General features: G+C 67.8%; 14 protein-coding genes. 4 read left to right on the top strand and 10 right to left on the bottom strand.

Annotation, left to right across the window (positions count from 1 at the left end):
* Window positions 1-51: 51 nt before the first annotated feature.
* Entirely contained in the window at window positions 52-1,605 is a 1,554-nt protein-coding gene (locus tag J4E04_RS19405; RefSeq protein WP_490149396.1) for a glycoside hydrolase family 71 protein, read from the top strand.
* Window positions 1,606-1,607: 2 nt separating this feature from the next.
* On the opposite strand, the gene J4E04_RS19400 is transcribed toward J4E04_RS19405, so the two are convergent.
* Window positions 1,608-2,843 (bottom strand): lipase family protein, encoded by a 1,236-nt coding sequence (locus tag J4E04_RS19400; RefSeq protein WP_490149395.1) that lies wholly within the window; start codon window positions 2,841-2,843, stop codon window positions 1,608-1,610.
* A 1-nt stretch (window position 2,844) separates the two neighbouring features.
* On the bottom strand, window positions 2,845-4,695 hold the full coding sequence (locus J4E04_RS19395) for a serine aminopeptidase domain-containing protein (RefSeq protein ID WP_490149394.1): 1,851 nt from the start codon (window positions 4,693-4,695) through the stop codon (window positions 2,845-2,847).
* A gap of 432 nt (window positions 4,696-5,127) precedes the next feature.
* Here J4E04_RS19395 and J4E04_RS19390 point away from each other — a divergent pair, with 432 nt between their 5' ends.
* Genes J4E04_RS19390 through J4E04_RS19380 form a run of 3 tightly spaced genes read left to right on the top strand, consistent with a single transcriptional unit; the run spans window position 5,128 to window position 10,022 of the window.
* The gene (locus J4E04_RS19390) at window positions 5,128-6,591 is read left to right on the top strand and encodes a DUF7159 family protein (RefSeq protein WP_490149393.1); all 1,464 of its coding nucleotides are present in this window, start codon (window positions 5,128-5,130) and stop codon (window positions 6,589-6,591) included.
* Between the two features lie 37 nt (window positions 6,592-6,628).
* Entirely contained in the window at window positions 6,629-7,621 is a 993-nt protein-coding gene (locus J4E04_RS19385) for a DUF1839 family protein (protein ID WP_490149392.1), read from the top strand.
* Window positions 7,614-10,022 (top strand): glycosyl hydrolase 2 galactose-binding domain-containing protein, encoded by a 2,409-nt coding sequence (locus J4E04_RS19380; RefSeq protein WP_490149391.1) that lies wholly within the window; start codon window positions 7,614-7,616, stop codon window positions 10,020-10,022. Before J4E04_RS19385 ends, J4E04_RS19380 begins: the two co-directional genes overlap by 8 nt.
* 75 nt (window positions 10,023-10,097) lie before the next feature.
* On the opposite strand, the gene J4E04_RS19375 is transcribed toward J4E04_RS19380, so the two are convergent.
* From J4E04_RS19375 to J4E04_RS19340, 8 genes are all read right to left on the bottom strand, one after another.
* Entirely contained in the window at window positions 10,098-11,042 is a 945-nt protein-coding gene (locus tag J4E04_RS19375) for an amino acid--[acyl-carrier-protein] ligase (protein ID WP_490149390.1), read from the bottom strand.
* Window positions 11,043-11,044: 2 nt separating this feature from the next.
* Window positions 11,045-12,229, bottom strand: coding sequence for an acyl-CoA dehydrogenase family protein (locus J4E04_RS19370; protein ID WP_307109467.1), 1,185 nt, complete (start codon window positions 12,227-12,229; stop codon window positions 11,045-11,047).
* A gap of 5 nt (window positions 12,230-12,234) precedes the next feature.
* The gene (locus tag J4E04_RS19365) at window positions 12,235-12,489 is read right to left on the bottom strand and encodes an acyl carrier protein (protein ID WP_222647928.1); all 255 of its coding nucleotides are present in this window, start codon (window positions 12,487-12,489) and stop codon (window positions 12,235-12,237) included.
* Window positions 12,490-12,632: 143 nt separating this feature from the next.
* The gene (locus J4E04_RS19360) at window positions 12,633-13,886 is read right to left on the bottom strand and encodes a YibE/F family protein (RefSeq protein WP_056443987.1); all 1,254 of its coding nucleotides are present in this window, start codon (window positions 13,884-13,886) and stop codon (window positions 12,633-12,635) included.
* A gap of 461 nt (window positions 13,887-14,347) precedes the next feature.
* Entirely contained in the window at window positions 14,348-15,355 is a 1,008-nt protein-coding gene (gene add, locus J4E04_RS19355; protein ID WP_490149389.1) for an adenosine deaminase, read from the bottom strand.
* Complete coding sequence (locus J4E04_RS19350) at window positions 15,352-16,623, bottom strand: pyridoxal phosphate-dependent aminotransferase (protein WP_027506955.1); 1,272 nt, start codon at window positions 16,621-16,623, stop codon at window positions 15,352-15,354. The genes add and J4E04_RS19350 overlap by 4 nt, the downstream gene beginning before the upstream one ends.
* Window positions 16,624-16,707: 84 nt before the next feature.
* Window positions 16,708-17,355, bottom strand: coding sequence for a hypothetical protein (locus J4E04_RS19345; protein WP_222626572.1), 648 nt, complete (start codon window positions 17,353-17,355; stop codon window positions 16,708-16,710).
* The gene (locus J4E04_RS19340) at window positions 17,352-17,930 is read right to left on the bottom strand and encodes a hypothetical protein (RefSeq protein ID WP_490149388.1); all 579 of its coding nucleotides are present in this window, start codon (window positions 17,928-17,930) and stop codon (window positions 17,352-17,354) included. The genes J4E04_RS19345 and J4E04_RS19340 overlap by 4 nt, the downstream gene beginning before the upstream one ends.
* Between the last annotated feature and the right edge of the window lie 3 nt (window positions 17,931-17,933).

Here is a 17,933-nt window from a genome sequence, read left to right as displayed (position 1 = left end):
AGTTGCATTTCATGAGCACAGTGGCGTGGTTGTTCGACGCAGGTTCCGACGATGCGTGACGAGACCGACCGGAATGTCTCTGCCGGTGGCTCGGCCGTCCGGTGGATGTCGACGCTGCGGCTCACCGTTCCCCTGGTGGTCACAGCGGTACTCGTGTCGGTACTCGTGGTGGCCCCGAGTGAGAGCGTCCGAACCTCGGAGCAGGAGGTGGTCGAGACGGCATACGCAGCGGCACCCGCGATTCCCGTCGACATGCCGACCACTGCCAGTCCGAAGAAAGTGTTTGCGCATTATTTCCCGCCTTATCCGTTGTCGCTGGACAATGCTCAGCCCGCGTCGGACTATTACGCGACGCAGTATTTGAATCCCAATGGTGAGAACAACAAGCATGCCGCCTACGGCGGATTTCTCCGCGATCGTCCGCTTCCGCGTGCGCCCCTCGCGGGGAGCGACTGGAAGATTCAAGACCTCCGGCAGGAAGTCAATGACGCGCGCAGTCGGGGAATCGACGGATTCACCGTCGACATCCTGGTCAGGTCGTCGAGCGCCAATCCGATCGCACCCGTGACGCGTCAGCTGATCGACGTGGCGGGTCAGACGGGCGGGAAGTTCTCCGTGGTGCTGATGCCCGACATGAACGGTGAGCTCGGAGCACTCACGCCCGACGGAATGGCCGACGAGTTGGCTCAATACGCGAAACTGCCGGGAACGTACAAGCTTTCGGACGGCCGCCTCGTGGTGTCGCCGTTCTACGCCGAGCGCAAGCCGGCGAGTTGGTGGTCGAGCTTCCTCACGTCGATGCGGAACCGGTACGGCATCACCGTGGCGTTCGTTCCGACCTTTCTCGACGCCCCGTCCAACATCGACGCCTTCGCATCGATCAGTTACGGCATGTCGAACTGGGGTGGCCGCAACCCTGCGTTCAACCCCACGGCGAACACGAATCCGTACTCCCCGGTGGCGATCGCCAACAGAGTCCGCTCGCTCGGCAAGATCTGGATGCAACCGGTGTCCTTCCAGGACAGTCGGCCGAATCAGAGCATCTACGACGAAGCGCAGAACACGACGAATCTCCGGAACACCTGGGACATCGCCATCTCCACGAACAGCGAGTGGGTTCAGCTCACCACGTGGAACGACTACAGCGAGGGGGCCACTTTCGCACCGTCGGTGCGGCACGCCTGGGGCCCACTCGACATCAGCTCCTACTATGTGGTCCGTTTCAAGTACGGGAGCTATCCGACGGTGAAGCGTATCGGTCTCTACGTGTCGCACCGCACGCAGTTCGCGGCAGCCAAGCCGTCGTTCCCCGAGACACGCTTGATGACACTGCGGCAGGGGAGTAGTCCGGCGAGAGACACGGTGGAAGCCGTGACATTCCTCAACTCACCCGCCCAGCTCACGATCACGGTCGGAACCACGACCACCACGTGCACCGTTCCAGGTGGGGTCGGAGTCTGCACCGCGCCCCTCGCGCCCGGAAACGTGCGCGTGGTCATGAGGCGAAACGGTGTGTCGGTGCAATCGGTGTCGTCAGCCCAGACCGTGACGTCGAAGCCGTACGTGCAAGCGCTGGACTACACCGTGACCAGCAGCTACAAGTGAGGTCAGGCACACACGTCCGCTGCCGGCGGTTCGCCGCGGAACCGTGCTTCGAACCAGATCGCCGTCTCCGCGCCGGGATCGAGATTGTCGTGACCCTGGCCCTGACGGACGATGTGATCCACGGAGTAGCCCATCGCACAGGCCTTGTCGATCGCACCGGCCACCCACTGTGGCTTGACGGTCTCGTCCTGATCGCCGTTGACGACGAGGATGGGACCGGCTGCTGATCGCCTCGGCAGTTCGATCTCGCCGAGCCAGTTCTCGAGGCGATCGGCCGCCTCTGCCGTCGACGGAACCGTGTCCGACGGGTTGATGTACTGGATCTTGTCCGCGCGGCGGGCGAGAGCGGCGGTGTCGGCCATGCATGCCGTCCAGGAGGACGAATCCTGTGCGAGTACGCCATGGAGATAGTCCGCCGGCACTGCGTCCGGCACGGCAGCGGTGAGGCCCGAGACGAGGAAGGGGAACCCGACCTGCTGGTCACGCGTCATGAAGCGTGACGACGCGAGGGTTCCCTGCTCGGTGAGGTCCAGGGCGGGAGCGAGAGCGACGGCGCCGACGAACGACAGTTCGGGGGCGTAGAAGTCGGCGAGTTCGGCCGCTGACCACGCTGCCTGGCCGCCCTGCGACACACCCATCGCAGCCCATTTGTCGGACGCCACCGGTGTCTCTGCGCGTGCTGCGCGCACGCCGTCGATCATGTTGTACGCACTCGTGTTCGGTTCGAGGTAGGGGTGAACGGGGGAGGACCCCGGCCCCTGATATCCGAGCCCTTGGTAGTCCGTCATGACGGCCACGTAACCCAGCTTCATGAGAGGGACGATGGTGGACGCGTATCCCAGAAGATCTGGATAGGCGGACGGTGCACAGTCCGCCGTGACGCCCGTCGTGCCGTGTCCGAAGGAGACCACGGGGCGCGATCCGTTCGGAGCGGGTGCATCCGGCGTGAAGACGATTCCCGACACCGCGGTCGGTCGGCCGTCGAGGCCCGATGTCGACCAGTAGACGATGCGGATGGCCGTTGCGCCCACTGCCGTGATCGACGGATCGATGTCCTCCACCGGCTCGGAGGAGATCACTGTTCCCCGTTGGGCGGCGGTGTCGCCGTCCAGGGTCGGGAGTGGTTGTTGCACAGGCGCTGCTGGTGCGGCCGGCGCCTCGGACGAGCAGGCGGCCGTCGTCGCGGTGAGCATCGCGAGCGCGAGAACCATGAGGGTCCGGTGGGAACGGGGTGTCATATCAGAGTTTCTCGGCGCCCAGCGGCGCCGCGGAGGTGAAAGGGGTGGGGGAAGCGCCGCCGACGGTGTCGCCGACGACGGTCAGAAGATGCTCGAACATGGTCTCTCGGAGATCACGGTGATAGAGCGAGTGGTCCCCACGATCGAAGATCGCCACCTCGGGTCGCAGCCCGCGTCGGCGGAGCCGCTGCAGAGCAGAACGACCGCGACTGGCCTCGAAGAGCGCCGTGTCCTCGGGCGACAACAGCGTGACCGTTCGCGCACCGCCGGCGGCGAGTGGTCCGAGCACGACCTCGGGTGCGTTGACCAGCCCCATGGCACCGAGCGCTCGCCAGCCCGGGTCCGGCAGCGTGTCACGCACGGCATGCACCCTGTTCCGCACTGCGCGGGCGAGGTGGAACAGTCTCGTCACCATCGCGGAATCCAGCGCGTCGACGTGTGCCGCCTTGATGGGCACCCTCGTGTTGCGGAACGACCACTTCGCCATGTTCATCATGACCACCGCGGCGGCGCCGTTCTCACGGGCAGCGAAGGCAGAGTGCCACGAACCGGAACAGATGCCGGCGTGCACCGTGGCCTGCGCCGGTGCTTCCACGCTCTCGGCCACGTGCCGGACGTCGTCGCGCGCGTCGGCCGACGTGGGTGCCGTCGACTCCTCCGACGCGACGTCACCGCTGTCGCCCGTTCCGCGACGGTCGTAGCGCAACGCGCCCACTCCGCGGGACGCGAGCAACCTACCGCCCTCCACCCAGAGTCGAGCGGGACCGATTCGGTGCTCGGCGGCAGTCTGGTGCAGAACGACCACCCCGTCCTCCGCGCGGTGGCCCACCGCGTGAGTGGCGAAGGACAGGAGACGGTCCGGTCCCCGGTACCCGATCGTCTCGATCACCGGCGCACCGTCCGCGGTGAGCCCCACTGCGGCGTCGTGTCGGACCGCCACGTCGACGGGGGCACGAACATTCGATGCTCCGACGGAGACCCACTCCGCGATCTCGGAGAAGACGGTGGTGGGAACCGAGAACACGAAACTGGGCGGGTTGACGAAGGTCTCGAGTCGAGAGGAGGTGATGCAGCTCGCTCCCGATGCAGCGAGGAGTCCGGTCACCGCCTTTCCTGTCCTGTCCGCCTCCCGGACCACGGCGAGAACACGAGGTGCCGCGGCGGCGGCGACGCCGCCGTCGAGCGACATGGACGAGAGTCGATCGACGGTGTCCTGCGCGAACGACCCACCGATGAAGGAGACTCGCCCGTCCGCAGCGACGTCCTCGCCGACCATGACGCTGTACTGAGCCCTCTGCTCCCGCACGTAGCGCCGGCCGGAGATCACCGGGTCCAGAAGGACGAGGGAGGCGAGTGGCTCGATGTCCCGGAGGACCTGAGATGCCAGGAGAGCTCCCGCCCGAACTCCGACGACGGACACCGGGGCGTCGACACAGGACCGAACGTGGTCGACAGCTTCGCGCACGCTGTCGAGCCACCCGTCCATCGCTTCGGGGTCGGACTGCATTCCCGCCGAATCGCCCAGCCCTCGGTAGTCGAATCGTAGGACGAGGAAGCCGGCTCGACCGAGAAGCTGAGCGAGTTGGCGTAGTCCGCGATAGGTAGGAATGTGCTCGCGCGCGATGGGCGAGCAGATGACGACCGCGCCGCGCGCCGTCCCCGATACAGGAATGTGCATGCTGCCGAACAGGGAGCTCTCGGGTGGGCCGAACCACGTGTCGACGGTCCGGACGGCCTGACTGCTCGCCTGTCGCACCGAGGTCGCCTGCACCGCGGTGAGGCCGACAGGGCGGGAAACGTGGTCGGTCGACGATCGCACGGGTTCGTGCGTGGTGAACGCGTGTCGAGTCATCGGTATGCCCTTCGCTCCTGGACCAAGCAGTCTGACGGTATTCTATCGTCAATCAAACATACCGAACGACGATGTTTCTTTCATTATTCCGCGGACGCCACCGGCAATCAGGTGCCGCACGGCACGTCGTCGCCGGTCCGCGCTGGTCCTCCCATGCCCGGATTGGTACTGTCGGGCCGAAACCGCGGGGTGTTCACAGTCGAAAGTCGGCCGAGCAGGGACCACGATCTCGTGACAGGGAAAGGCTGAGGCATGACTGCCGTGTACGGGATCAGTGTGGGAGCCGCCGCGCTTCGTCTCGTGCGGACGGATTCCGATGCGATAGAGGCCGGGACGGTCGCGTTCGAAATGAGGGTCGTCGACACGGTCGAACGCCCGACGGCGAGTGACGTCCGAGACGCTGTTCGCTCTCTGCCGACGGAGGGCGACTGCGTGCGTGCCACGGTCGCGGTTCCCGAAAGTCGGCTGGCCGAGGTGTCCGCTGCGGTCGAGGACTCGACCGTCGCCGTGGTGGACGACACGCGCGCGGCACTCGCTTTCGTCGAGTTCGCTTGGCTGGCCGACGGTTACCGGACTCTCGCACTCGTGGACGCCGGCGCGACGGGCACGTCGGTCACCATCGTCGACACCGAGGCCGGACGTCGCACCGAGACGGAACGATCCTCCGCTGGTGCCGGGCGAGCCCTGGATCGGATCGTGGTCGATCATCTGCTCGACGCCCAGATCGTCGATCGCCCCGGATCCGAGGACGCTGAACGGGAGTTGGTCACCTTCGCTCGATCGGTGAAGGAATCTCTGTCGACGAGCGTGCTCGCGCGTGCGTCCGGCGGTGCGATCGAACTGATGAGCCGAGACCAGCTGAACGCACTCTCGGGCGCGACGATCGCGGCATGCGCCGACATGGTGACGGACGCTGCGTACCGGTGCGGACGCCCGGTCGACGTCGTCGTGTTGATCGGCGGGACCGCGCGTATGCCGGCTCTGCGCGCTGCCCTCGAGAGCCGTGTCGGCGTTCCGGTCGTCGTCCCGGACGAGCCCGAGGCGGTGGTCGCCAAGGGAGCCGGGTTGCTGGCGGGGCTCGGTCCGTCACCCGACGACACCACCGAGCTGAGCGTCGCCGGGTGGTTGGGCGAGGATGCACCGACGATCGAGCCCGGAACGGCACGGCAGTCGTCGTCGCTCGAGCAGCCCCCCACCCCGGGGTCGTCGCGCGAGGAGACCGACACGGTCGACGGAGTCCTCGAGCCGTTGCCGTTCTCTCGATCGGAATCGGACAGCGTCGATACCGAGGCCATCGAACTCGCCCACATCGTCGACGACGTAATCTCCACGGTCCCGTCGGCACCTGCGGGCAGCCCTTACGATTCGCCGACCCGTCCGTTCCACGCCGTCGCCGACCGCCCCGCGTCTCCGATCGGAAACCTGGATCCGCCGGCCGAGGGTGGGGAGACGCCGCCTTCGACGCCGTCCTCGATGCGCCTTCCCCGCGCCGCCGCGATGGTGCTGACCGTTCTCGCCGTGGCCAGCGGTGTGCTGTGGGCCGTGGTTCGCCCAGGCGTCGAGGTCGAGGCCGCGCCCGCCACTGTCGCGGACGCCGTTCCGGCCGTCACCACGACGACGACGGAGCCCACCACGACCACGCCCGCTCCGCGCATCACCACGACCACCACCGAGCCGACGACCACACAGCCCCTGATCGACGACGAGGAGGAGCCCGCGTACGTCCCGCCGCGGACCTTCACGCGGATCCCCACCGTCGACCAGCCTTTCGACCCCACCACGGAATCGGCCGCCCCGAGCGCCGCGGTGCAGGTCCCGACGCCGACCACACGTACGAATCCCTTCGAACTCACGGTCCCGCCGATCTTCGATCAGCTGCCCATTCCGGGGTTCTGAGCGGCTAGAGTGCAGCGACCACCTCAGGAGATCGCCGATGACCGGTAGCACCACGCCTTCCTCGATGTCCGCCTCGTTGGGCGCGGACTCAGCGCAGCACGTTCCGCATCCCGTTCATCGCGGTGATCGGATCTGGTCTCAGACCAACTGTTACGTCGATCTGTGGATCGAGCTGGTGCACGCGCTGAAGGCGGATCCGATTCCTGCCATGGCCGTGGTCCTGAGTACGGACTTCGACGGTCGGCAGTGGGACTTCGTCAAGTTTCAGCCCGAGGACATGCGCGCTCTCCTCGGAATTCGCATCGATGAAATGAATGTCTGGAAGCCGTTCTGGCAGCACATCGTCGAGAACCTCGAGGACGGTGTCCTCTGCACGGTGGAGGTGGACTCCTACTTCCTGCCGGACACGGACGGCATCAACTATCACATCGAGAGTTCCAAGACGACCATCGTTCCGGTCGTCGTCGACACCGATGTGGAGCGCATGGAGTACTTCCACAACAGTGGTTACCACGTCGTGCAGGGCGAGGACTTCCGTCGCGTCCTGTCGCTCGATGCCCCGGTTCCGTTGCCGCCCTACATCGAACGCATCGGCATCGACCGGGATCGCTTGGCACTCGGCGCCACTCACGACGACATCGATCTCGCGGTCGCACGGTCCCACGTCGCGCGTCGGCCCCGCCGGAATCCTGTCGCGGCTCTCGGTGACCGCGTGCAGGCGGACATTCCGTGGATCCAGCAGGCCGGTCCCGAGCAGTTCCACCTCTGGTCGTTCGGAACCCTGCGCCAGTGCGGATTCACGGCAGAACTCGGCGCCGACCTCGCTCGGTACCTCGAGTCCCGAGGCGTGGCCGGCAGCGATGCCGCCGTGGCTCCGTTCCTCGACGTCGCCACCGGGGCGAAGTCGGTGCAGTTCAAGATGGCGCGCGCCGCTCGGGGACGCGCGGTGGACGTGACCGGCGCGCTGCACGAGATGGCGCAGTCGTGGCAGTACGCCACCGACACGCTGGCCTCCGCACTACATGCCTGAGGTGCGGTACGACCCTGTCGCGTCGAGCTCCTGGACCGTGATCGGCTCGGCCGCAGGTGCGTTCGAGGCACCGTCCGCCGTGCTCGGCGATCCCACTCCCGCCGTGGTCCCGGGTACGGTCGCATCCGCTCTGGGGCCCGAGGTCGACGCGGTGCTCGACGCTCGCGACTGGTGGTACGGCACGACCGTCGACCTCCCGGCCGGAACGACCCTGATCACGTTCGACGGTCTCGCGACGCGTGCCGAGGTGTGGGTGGACGGCGAGCTCCATGTCCGGAGCGAGTCGATGTTCGTACCGGTGGACGTCGAGATCCGCTGTGAGGCAGCTCGATCCGTGCGCCTCGATCTGGCGTTCCGAGCTCTCGACGCTGTGAGCACTCCACGGCGGCCCCGTGCCCGGTGGCGATCGTCGATGCTGGACCGGCAGTCTCTGCGCTGGATCAGGACGTCGGCGCTCGGACGGGCGCCCGTGTTCGTGGGTGCGCCCGCACCGGTCGGGCCGTGGCGAGCGGTCCACGTCACCGACCCCGACCGACGAGCGTTACGGGTGACCGGCACCCTCGTTCAGGACGGCGCCGTCCTCCGCGTACGCGGAACAGCACGACCAGGCGAACAGTTCTCGGTGTCCGTCGCGGACACGACCGGATCGGTCACTGCAGGTGCCGACGGAGCGGTCGACACGACGTTCCCGGTCGACGGGGTGACACCGTGGTGGCCGCACACGCACGGTGAGTCGCATCTGTACGAGGTGCGGGTCGACGGTGAGATGCTGTGTCGCACAGGTTTCCGCTCAGTCGCCTTCGATGTCGGATCCGGGGAGCTGACGGTCAACGGTGTGGCGGTCTTCTGTCGTGGCGCGTGCTGGGTGCCGCTCGATGTCCGCAGTCTGCAGAACGATCCCACGACGCTCGAGGCCGCCCTGGACTCCGTGGTGGCGGCAGGGCTGAACATGCTCCGCTGCACGGGCACGATGGTCTACGAGGACGACGCCTTCTTCGACGCGTGTTCACGCCGCGGCATCCTGGTGTGGCAGGACCTGATGGTGACCACCATCGACCCACCGGAGACGGACGAGTTCACCGAACTGGTGACGGAGGAAGTGCGACACCTCCTCCGGTCGACCTCGCATCATCCGTCACTGGCGGTGCTCAGCGGCGGCAGCGAGACGCATCAGCAGCCGACGATGGTGGGTCTCGAGGCCCCGGACTTCGTCATGGTGCTACTGGACGACGTGGTTCCCGGCATCGTGACGGACGAGCGACCGGAGCTGGCGTACGTGCCGTCCACTCCGTACGGGGGTCCGCTGGCCACCCACGTGGGAAGCGGCGTGGCGCACTACTTCGGCGTCGGTGGCTACCTGCAACCGCTGTCGGATCTGCGCCGGGCGGGGGTGCGCTTCGCCGCCGAATCACTCGCGTTCTCCGTGCCACCCGAGCGTCGTGCAGTCGACGACATGTTCGGATCAGCGGCCGTCGCCGGGCATCATCCGGTCTGGAAGGCCGCGGTCCCGCGCGACCGTGGATCGTCGTGGGACTTCGAGGATGTGCGAGACCACTACGTGCGCACGGTGTTCGGTGTGGATCCCGCCTCGATTCGTCGCGACGATCCGGAGTTGTACCTGGACTTCGGGCGTGCGGCGATCTGTGAGGCGGTGAGCGCCGCGTACGAGTTCTGGCGCGGCTCGGCGTCGCAGTGCCACGGGGCCCTCGTACTGACTTACCGCGACACTGCGCCCGGCGCGGGATGGGGACTGACGGACGTGGCCGGTCGTCCCAAGGCCCCGTGGTGGGCTCTGGCGCGCGCGGCCCGGCCGGTGACCATCCTGATGACGGACGAGGGGATGGACGGGCTGCGACTCGAGGCCGTGAACGACAGCGAGTCTGCGCGTGCCCTCACGTTGTCCGTCTCGGCGCACACTCGCAGCGGGGTCGTGGCAGCGGAGGGGCACCGCGAGATCACGGTTCCGGCGCGCGGGAGTGTCGTCGTGAGCGCAGACGAGATGGTGGGTCGTTTCACCGACGCCACCCATGTACATCGCTTCGGAGCGCGCACCTTCGACGCGATCCGTGCGACCCTCTCCGACGGCACGACAGGGCTCGTCGCAGAGAGTGTGCATCTCGTGGGTGGTCCGATGGTGCCGCGGCAGAACGACATCGGACTCGCAGCGACCGCGGACATCGACGATGCCGGCCGGCGACACGTGGAGGTGAGCACACGTTTCGCGGCACAGTACGTGTGCCTGGACATGGACGGATGGCTGCCGCAGGACAATTGGTTCTCGTTGGCGCCGGGAACGACACGGCGCATTCCGCTCACGCCGTCCGGGTCCGGTGACAAGGCACCGTCCGGTCACGTGCGTGCACTCAATGCGGAGGCGAGAGCGCGCATCGAGAATCGGTGACGCGCTCTCGCCTCCGTCGGTTCGGACCTCCCTCAACCCAGGCCCGAACCGGTCAGTGAGCCCCCCCGAGCTCCGTCAGGAGAGGCGGAGGCTGCCCGGCCACCGCGAGGTGTCCAGGCCGTGTGTGCGCACCATCGCGAGGGCGATGCGCTCCATACCGAAACCGACACAGGCACTGTGGGCCTCGTTGCCGTCCGCGGTGCGAATGTCGAAGGTCTGACCGAAGTGGTCGCGGTGGCAGTTGCACGAGACCACCGCGGTGCCGTCGTCCAGGTCGCCGTAGAGGCGGACCACGAGCTCGGTCTTGAGGTTCTCGTTGCGCTGGTTCGCGGCCAGCATGCGTCCCGCGCGACCGAAGAACGGGTCGTTGGCGATGACGGGGGAGGCGTCGAGCCCGAGGTCGGCCAGCACCGTCATGCCGCGCTCGATCCACGACTCGCGGTGTTCGACGGCCTGGTCGGGGGTGCCGACCTGGACGAACTCGTGCATCCGGAACGCCTGCATGCGAGCAGGATCCACGGCGGGCTCGTGCCGGAAGCAGTACCCGTAGACGTCGAGCATGGTGCCGCCGTCGGGAAGCTGACCGGTGAGCATGGAGTAGGACGGGTGGCACGCGGCCGACACCAGCATGGTGCCGGCGGACTCGAGCCAGTGGTCCCAGTCCCTGCCCTCGGACCGTGCCGCGAGCAGCTCGGCGTGGGCCTTGTTGTCGCCGGAGAAGGTGGTGATGGCGCCGGTGAGGTTGGGGAACGAGGCGATGTAGTCGGTCTTCTCGAATGCATCGCGCGGGAACACCGGCGGGAATCGGAAGCGGCGCAGCGTATTTCCGTGTGCGGCGGCGCCTGCGGCCTTCACCTTGGAGTCGATGAGATCGATGATGTCCTCGAACTCGCCCGAGCGGCCGTACAGACCGTCGAGGGAGCTGGGGACGAGGAGACCGGCGCCGACGAGCTGATCGCGGAAATCGGCACGGGCCAGATCGAGATCGGAGACCACGTCGCGGTCGAGTGTGGAGGTCATGGTCAGATCCCCTTGTAGACGAGCGAGAGCTGGGCGTTGTGGCCGAGGATGCGCTCGTTGCTCACCATGATCGCGGAACCGTGCGAGTCGCGGAGGTGGCGGCTCATGCGCAGTTCACTGTCCTCGCGGTAGCCGGCGATGCCGCAGATCAGTAGTGCGCGCGCGACGATGTCGATGAGCAGGTTCGATGCGGTGACCTTGACGTTGTTGATCTGCAGTGCGAAACCGATCGCGCCGAGGGCCTCGGCGTCGTCGGCGATCGCGTCGAAGGTGTCGCCCGCGCGGAACACGGTGTCGGTGAGCTGCTGGTGCACGACGAGCAGTTCGGCCAGACGTGCGGCGGCCGGAGGAGTGACACCCGGAGTCTTGCGCGCGGCTTTCTGCACCGACTTGCGAGCCTTCCGCACAGCGGCGTCGGCGATACCCAGCCAGGCGCCGCCCCACAGGACGTGGGCGGTCGGCAGCATCGTGCGAGCCGAGATGTCACCGTAACTGTCGGGGAGCACCCACTGGGCGTCTCCGGAGGCGTGCAGCATGAAGCCGGGGCTGCAGGTGCCGCGGAAGCCCATGGTGTCCCAGGTGCCGGTCTTCTCGAGCGTGAGGTCCGCTCGCTGACAGGCGACGAGGACCTGGTCGCTCGGAGCACTGTCGACCGAGCGCCGTGCTGTCGCCAGGACGACGTCCGAGTACTCGCCGTACGAGATGACGGGGGCGTTCTTCGTGAGCGTGTAGCGGTCGCCGTCGTACTCCACCGCGCACCCGCTGGTGCGGACGTCGCCACCGATGTTGATCTCGGTGGTGGCCGACGCCACGAGGAGCTGCTCGTCGACGATGCGACGCAGAAGAGAGCGAATGGCATCCGACGTCAGGCCGTGACGCGACAGGCTCATCACCTGGGTGTGGTGCATCGCGAAGATCATGGCCGTCGACGCGCACTCGCCACCGAGCGCGCGCGACACGGCTGCCAGCTCACTGAGCGTGTAGCCGCCGCCGCCGAGCGACGAGGGGATGGACGCGGACAGCAGGCCGCCGGCACGCAGCGCGTCGACCGACTCGGTGGGGAAGCGGGCTTCCCGGTCGATGGCATCGGCGTGCGAACGCACCACCGCGAGTACCTCGTCCAGGGGCAGCGGAGAGGGGGTGGAGTCGACGAGGGCGCCGGCGGGGAAATCCTCGAGTGTCGTCATGGTGATCAGGCCAGCTCGGCGACGGCGTCGGCGATGGACGCGACGCTGGCGAAGGTGGACTTCTGGAGCAGGCGGTCGGGGAACTCGACATCGAACTCGTCCTCGAGCGCGATCATCACGTTCACACTGGCGTGCGAGGTGAGGCCGGCGTCGTACAGATCGTCCTCGTTGCCCACGGACGCGATGGTGACGGGCAGCTTGCCGTACTTGCCCAGAACCTCACGGATGCGGTCGATGTCCTCGACGGTCAGTGTGTTCATTCGATGTTCCTCACATGTGTCGATGTGCCTTGCCTCTGCGATGAACAGACGCGTAGGTTCCCGAACCCAGTGAAAACAATACACGAGAATGTTTTTGTGACAAATACATACCGTGAGACGACCGGAGGTGCTGTGCTGGGGCGTCAGCGCGCGGAGTGCCGACCGCTCACGGGGGCGCGTCCGCGGGGCGGCCGGGCGAGCATCACGGCGATCGCGGTGGTGAGCGGAACGGAGAGCGCGAGCGCCGTGCCGCCCACGCACGAGCGGACGATCTCGATGGCCACCGCGTCTCCGGTCAGGACGTTGCCGAACGAGCGGCCGGCGACACTGAAGAGCAGCAGCAGCGGCAGCGCACCACCCGCATAGGCAAGGACGAGCGTGTACACGGTGCTGGCGATGTGGTCCCGCCCGACGCGCATCGCGGACGTGAAGATCGACCGCCGGGTGGCGTCGGGATCGAGTGCCGCGAGTTCGAAGGCTGCCGACGCCTGGGTGATCGTCACGTCGTTCAGCACGCCGAGCGATCCGATGATGAACCCGGCGAGCAGCAACCCGGTGATGCTGACGTGGTCGAGATAGGCCTGCACGTCGGTGTTCTGTTCCTCCGACAGACCGGTCACCCGGGTCAGCCTGATGGCCGCTTCGGACAGTCCCGCAGCGACGCCCATCGACACCACGGTGCCGAGCAACGCCGAACTGGTCCGCAGATTGGGCCCGTGCGCCAGATACAGCACGCCGTAGAGGATCACGGTGCCGCCGACCAAGGCGACGAGGATGGCGGACCGGCCGTCGAGGATCGCGGGGAGCACGAAACCCACCAGCACTCCGAGCGCGAGACCGAGTCCGAGCAGCGCGCGCAGCCCGCGCCACCGCGCGACCACGCAGATGACGACGGCGAAGACCGCGACCACCAGCAGCAGCGGCGTGGTGCGGGAGTAGTCGTCGAACCCGTAGATCGCGGTCCCGCTGTCGTCGGTGCCGCGGACGAGGCGGATCTCCTCGCCGACGCGCAGATCGGGGGTGCCCGGCCCGGGCGTCACCTCGAGCAGGGTGCGGGTGCCCTCGTTCACGCCGGTGTCGATCGAGACGATGCTCCGGTTGCACTCGAAGCCCGAGACGGTGGGCGGAGTGGGGGCGCCGCTGAAGACGCGACCGTTGGACGAACTGCCGCACGGACCGATGTCCTGCGACACCACGGTGCCGTACTCGGTGGCCACGACGCCGCCGGCCGCGCTCTGGAACGGCGCGGGGACCTCGACGGTGCGATCGCTGGGCCACAGCAGCACCACGCCCACGATCGCGGCGATGCCGACGACGGCGAGGATGCCGAGCACCAGTCTCGCGGCGATCTTCCCGATGGGGGCGGGACCGGAGCTGTGTCCGTGGCCGTGTGTCACGACGCCAACACTATCGGTGGCGCGGAGAAGTAAATGGGGGCGCGAGCGGCGCGGGACGAAAGCGGGTGGCGGGGAAGCAGGGGGGGTGTCCCCCGCCACCGACCGAGCGGCCCACCGGGGGGGTGGGGGGCCGTTCGGCGCTTTCGGAACCCCGAAGGGCTCATGTACGAACATACCCGCGAGCGCACGGTTCGATCATCACGGGGTTGAAAAATGTGCCCGAGACGTTGTGTTGTGTCACACAGCGCGGTGTATGGCACTGCGCGTCACACCAAGTGCAGGTCAGGGAGTGTGCCGGCGCTCCCGTAGGGGTTCCGGGTTCTCGTAGGTGTTGCAGCATCCGCGGGAACCTGGAACGCCCGCGGGAATACCGGCACGCCGTGCTGCGCGGGTTCCGTGAGGCGCACACCCCCTGCAGCCTGCGGGGAGGGGTGTGGGTGGCTGGGGGGCGTGCAGCGCCCCTAGACCTCCGGGAGTTCGACCGCCGCGATCTCCGCCCGCAACTGCTCCTTCAGGTCCGCGTCCGCGTACGACGCGTCCACCCCTGCGAGGGCGAGCGAGCGCAGGGCCGACGCGTCCAGTCCCATGCCGTGCGCGGCGAGGTACTCGGTGGTGAGGTCGGTGCCGAACATCGACGGGTCGTCGCTGTTGAGCGTCACCGTCAGCCCCGCGTCGATCATGGCCGGCAGCGGGTGCACGTCGAGCGACTCGACGACGCGGGTCCGGATGTTGGAGGTGGGGGACACGTCGAGCGGGATCCGGTGCTCGATCAGGTGCGCGACGAGCTCGGGGTCGCCGAGCGCGGCGATGGCGTGGCCGATGCGTTCGGCCCCCAGATCGCGCAGCGCCGACCAGATGCTGTCCGGCCCGCCGGTCTCGCCGGAGTGGGGGAGCGAGTGCAGTCCCGCCGCGCTCGCCCGCGCGAACACGTCGGCGAACTCCGCCCGCGGCACCTCGATGCCCCCGATGCCGAATCCGACGATCGAGTCGACGCGATGCGCCAGCACGGCGTCCAGGGTGCGGTTTGCCGCATCGGTACCGAAGTCACCGGGGAAATCGGGGATCCAGCGCGCGACGATGCCGGTCTCGGCCTCAGCACGCAGCCGGCCCTCCTCGACACCCTCGAACACCGCCGCCGCGTCCACCCCACGCATGAGGTGCCCGAAGAGACTGATGTGCATCTCGGTGTACCGCACGGCGTGCGTCGCCAGCGCGGTGAGGCTGTCGTACGCGAGCCGCGCGAAGTCCTCGGGATCGCGCAGCACGCCGATCGACGTCAGGTACACCTCGATGAAGTGCGGGAAGTCGCGGAACTCGAACCACTCCCGCAGCGCGTCCTCCGTGCGCGGGATGGCCTCGACCTGATGCTTGTCGGCCAGCGCCTTCAGCGTGCTCGGCCACATCGACCCCTCGAGGTGGACGTGCAGCTCCACCTTGGGCAGCGCCTCGACGAACGCCCTGACGGTCACTGTCGGTACGACGACAGGAAATTGCCGAACCGTTCGATCGCCGTGCGCAGATCGCGGGCCCACGGCAGCGTGACGATGCGCAGGTGATCGTGGTCGGGCCAGTTGAAGCCGGTTCCCTGCACCACCAGGATCTTCTCCTGCAGCAGCAGGTCCTGCACCAGCTTCTCGTCGCTGTGGATCTCGTGCACCTCGGGATCGAGGCGCGGGAAGGCGTACAGCGCACCGCGCGGCTTGACGCAGCTCACGCCGGGAATGGCATTGAGTCCCTCCCACGCGACGTCACGCTGTTCGAGCAGCCGCCCACCCGGCAGGATGAGGTCCCCGATGCTCTGGTGGCCACCGAGTGCGACCTGAATGGCATGCTGCGCAGGCACATTGGGGCACAGGCGAGTGGACGCCAGCAGATTGATGCCCTCCAGGAAGCCCGCGGCGTGGTCCTTGGGTCCGGTGATCGCGAGCCAGCCCGCGCGGTATCCGGCCACCCGGTAGGCCTTGGAGAGGCCGTTGAAGGTGAGGCACAGCAGGTCCGGCGCCATCGTCGCCATGGACACGTGCTGGGCGCCGTCGTAGAGGATCTTGTCGTAGATCTCGTCGGCCAGCAGCAACAGGCTGTGCTTGCGTGCCAGCGCCGCGATCCCCCGCAGCACCTCTTTGGAGTACACCGCACCCGTCGGGTTGTTCGGGTTGATGACCAGGAGCGCCTTGGTGCGATCGGTGATCTTCGACTCGATGTCCGCGAGGTCGGGGTTCCAGTCGTTCTCCTCGTCGCAGCGGTAGTGCACCGCCTTGCCACCGGACAGCGTCGTCATCGCCGTCCACAGCGGGTAGTCGGGCGCCGGGATGAGGACCTCGTCGCCGTCGTCGAGCAGCGCCTGCATCGTCATCGTGATCAGCTCGGACACGCCGTTGCCGAGATAGATGTCGTCGACGTCGAGGAACGGGAAGCCGTCGACCAGCTCGTAGCGAGTGACGATGGCGCGGCGGGCCGACATGATGCCCTTGGACTCGGAGTACCCCTGAGCCGTGGGGAGCGCGGCGATCATGTCGCGCACGATCACGTCGGGTGCCTCGAAGCCGAACGGCGCCGGGTTGCCGATGTTGAGCTTCAGAATGCGGTGGCCCTCGGCCTCGAGACGGGCGGCGTGGGCGTGCACGGGTCCACGGATCTCGTAGAGGACGTTCTGCAGCTTGACGGACTGCTCGAGCGGGCGCAGCGTGCGCTGGCCGGCCTGGCGCGGCGTCGTGTCTGATGTGCTCACGTCCGCCATCGTCTCACTGTCGGCCCCGTCGAGTGGTCTGCCCCCGAGCAGTCCAGTGACTGTCGGGGGCAGACGGTGAGTCGACGGGCGGTGTCAGCTGTCCTTCGACGCCTCCGCGACGTCCGCCAGGCGTTCGGCGTCGTCGCGCTTCTCGGCGGCGTCCTCGAGCTTCTCCGCCGCGTCCTCGATCTCCTCGGTGCGCGGAGCCTTGGCCTCGGCCTCGCGGCGTTCGACCTCCGACAGCTTCGCTTCACGCTCGGCCTCGGCCGCCGAGATCCGCTTGTCAGCGATGTCGTCGGCGCGCGACTTGCGGTCCTCGAGTCGTGCGGCGGCCTTCTTGCCCGCGGCCACCTTGTTCTCGATCTCCTGGTCGGCCGCGTCGGTCGCCTTCTCCTCGGCGGTCTCGCGAGCCTTCTTCGCCCGCGTCGTCGCCTCGTCGACCCTGTTCTGCGTCTCGCGCGTCGCCTGTGCACGCTTCTCGCGGGCCTGCGCCTCGAGACGGGTGGCCTTCTCGAGATCCGCGGCCGCGCTGCGCATCTTCTGGCCGCGCCGCGCGAGGTCCTCGTCACCCAGGACGGCACCCGCGGTGGCGTCGATGCTTCCGACGATCTGCTGATACGTCGCACGGACCGGACCCTCGGCGTCGAGCCGACTGATCACGGTGGACTCGAACGCCTGCAACGGAAGTCGTGCGATCGAGTACTGCAGTCGCAGGATCCGGCGGGGCAGGGACAGGCTCACTTGGTCTCCTCGGTGCCGGTCGACGCGGCCTCGCGCTCGGCCCGGGCGGCGCGCTCACGTGCCTGCGCCGCCTCCTGCTCCAGTGCGTCGGCCTCGTCGAGCTTCTCGTCGTATTCGCTTCGCGCAGCGGAGATGTCGTCGGCCGCACGGGCCTCCTCCTGCTGCCGCTCGCTGGTGGCCTCGGCGATGCGCCGCTCCGACTGTGCCTCGGCGGCGACGCGACCCTGCTCGGCGTCACGCATCGCGTCGGCCTCCGCCGTCGTGTGCGCACGGAGCCGGTCGTTCTGTGCCGCAGCCTCGGACGCGTCGGTGCGGTCCTCGACGGACTGCCGTGCGACGTCCGCCTCGGCCTCCGTCTCCGCGATGTCCTGCTGCGCCTCCTCGATCTCGAGGGCGGCGGCGGTCTCGGTGGCCTCGGCCTCGCGGCGGCGTTCCACCTCCGCCTGCTCGAGCCGTCCGCGATCGGCGAGTTCGTCGTTGTTGGTCACGGCGCCGGCCACTTCCTTGGCCCGGCCCTTGATCTTGTCGACGAAGTCGCTGCGCGCCTCGGAGGCTGCACCCTGGTTCTCGGTCACGAA

Source organism: Rhodococcus sp. NFXS4 (genome assembly GCF_058139645.1).
The sequence above is the reverse complement of the archived record's forward strand: the minus strand, read 5'-3'. Positions and strand labels throughout refer to the sequence as shown.

Bases quoted from the DNA above. Each gene is read 5' to 3' on its own strand.
- J4E04_RS19375 (WP_490149390.1), bottom strand. From the start codon at position 11,042: ATGACCTCCACACTCGACCGCGACGTGGTCTCCGATCTCGATCTGGCC.
- J4E04_RS19365 (WP_222647928.1), bottom strand. From the start codon at position 12,489: ATGAACACACTGACCGTCGAGGACATCGACCGCATCCGTGAGGTTCTG.
- J4E04_RS19380 (WP_490149391.1), top strand. From the start codon at position 7,614: ATGCCTGAGGTGCGGTACGACCCTGTCGCGTCGAGCTCCTGGACCGTG.
- J4E04_RS19370 (WP_307109467.1), bottom strand. From the start codon at position 12,229: ATGACGACACTCGAGGATTTCCCCGCCGGCGCCCTCGTCGACTCCACC.
- J4E04_RS19385 (WP_490149392.1), top strand. From the start codon at position 6,629: ATGACCGGTAGCACCACGCCTTCCTCGATGTCCGCCTCGTTGGGCGCG.
- J4E04_RS19350 (WP_027506955.1), bottom strand. From the start codon at position 16,623: ATGGCGGACGTGAGCACATCAGACACGACGCCGCGCCAGGCCGGCCAG.
- J4E04_RS19400 (WP_490149395.1), bottom strand. From the start codon at position 2,843: ATGACACCCCGTTCCCACCGGACCCTCATGGTTCTCGCGCTCGCGATG.
- J4E04_RS19395 (WP_490149394.1), bottom strand. From the start codon at position 4,695: ATGACTCGACACGCGTTCACCACGCACGAACCCGTGCGATCGTCGACC.
- J4E04_RS19405 (WP_490149396.1), top strand. From the start codon at position 52: ATGCGTGACGAGACCGACCGGAATGTCTCTGCCGGTGGCTCGGCCGTC.